Annotated in this window: 2 protein-coding genes; both read left to right on the top strand. The window is 75.1% G+C overall.

Annotation, left to right across the window (positions count from 1 at the left end; all coding sequences use genetic code 11):
- Positions 1–375: hypothetical protein (locus CCN42_RS40120; RefSeq protein WP_422641134.1), on the top strand; the 375-nt coding region annotated here is incomplete at its 5' end.
- Between the two features lie 77 nt (positions 376–452).
- The gene (locus CCN42_RS40125; protein ID WP_086742031.1) at positions 453–1,313 is read left to right on the top strand and encodes an Fpg/Nei family DNA glycosylase; all 861 of its coding nucleotides are present in this window, start codon (positions 453–455) and stop codon (positions 1,311–1,313) included.
- Positions 1,314–1,576: the final 263 nt, after the last annotated feature.

Here is a 1,576-nt window from a genome sequence, read left to right on the forward strand (position 1 = left end):
CTCGCCGCCGCCGACCCGGCGAACGCCTACGGCGCCGCCCTCCCCTGGCCCGACCCACCCACCGACGCCGGGCACAAGCCGGGCCGCAAGGCGGGCTCGCTCGTCGTCCTCGTCGAGGGCGACCTGGCGCTCTACATGGAGCGCGGCGGCAAGACCCTGCTGGCCTGGCCCACCGACCAGGACACCGACCCCGCGGACGACACCCGGCTGCGCGCCGCCGCGGACGCCCTCGCCGCAGCCGCCCGCGCGGGCTCCCTCGGCACGGTCACCGTGGAGCGGATCAACGGCGTACAGGCCCTGACCTCGCCCATCGGCTCCCTCCTGGAGGGCGCGGGCTTCATCGCCACTCCCAGAGGCCTCCGGCTCCGCGCCTGACCACCCGCACGCGCAGGCACGCGGAAACGCAACCCCCGGGAACGCACCGGCCCGCCCGCTCGTGCCACCCTTGACGCATGCCCGAAGGAGACACCGTCTGGCAGGCCGCGAGCCGGTTGCACGCCGCCCTCGCGGGCAAGGTGCTGACCCGCTCCGACCTGCGGGTCCCCCGGTTTGCGACGGCCGACCTCACCGGCCGTACCGTCCTGGACGTCACCCCGCGCGGCAAACACATCCTCGCCCGTGTCGAAGGCGGGCTCACCCTGCACTCGCACCTGAGGATGGACGGCTCCTGGCGGATCTACGCGGCCGGTGAACGCTGGACCGGCGGCCCGGAGCACCAGATCCGCGCGATCCTCGGCACCTCCGACCGCACGGCCGTCGGATACCGCCTCCCCGTCCTCGAACTGCTCCGCACCACGGACGAGGACCGCGCCGTGGGCCACCTCGGCCCCGACCTCCTGGGCCCGGACTGGGACGCCGACCGCGCCCTGGCCAACCTCCTCGCGGACCCCGCCCGCCCCCTCGGCGAGGCCCTCCTGGACCAGCGCAATCTCGCCGGCATCGGCAATGTGTTCAAGAGCGAGCTGTGTTTCCTGCTCGGCGCCACGCCCTGGCTGCCGGTCGGGGCCCTCCCGGCCGACCGCGCCGCCCAGCTCCCGGTCCTCGCCAAGAAGCTCCTGGAGGCCAACCGCGAACGCCCGGTCCGCAGCACCACGGGCCGCCGCGGCCAGGGCCTGTACGTCTACGGCCGCGCACCCCGCCCCTGCCTGCGCTGCGGCACCCCCGTACGGATCGCCGACCAGGGCGACGGCTCCCGGGACCGACCCACCTACTGGTGCCCCACCTGCCAGACCGGCCCGGCCCCGACCACCTCCCGCTCAGGCTCCCGCGCCCGAGGTCCGCAGTCCACAAAGGCCCACCGCAGCTCCGATTGACGAACCGTCAGCTCCGCTCGTCCACCCCGTTCACACCCGCCCCCGCGTGCGACCTCGCCGGATCCCTCGTCCGTCAGGACGAGTGGTCAGATCCCCCAGCCGGACGACGACCTGACGACACCCCGGCAACGCCCGCGCCCCCCAGCGCACTATCCGGCCCGTCATGGCCGCCACCTCCAGCCCGACGCCAGAGCGCCGTCTCACCCCGACCGGGCCGACGCCCGACGGCCACTCTCAGCGCGGGGAGGGCGCACCACAGGCAC

It is taken from the genome of Streptomyces glaucescens, from assembly GCF_002154375.1.
Lineage (GTDB): Bacteria > Actinomycetota > Actinomycetes > Streptomycetales > Streptomycetaceae > Streptomyces > Streptomyces glaucescens.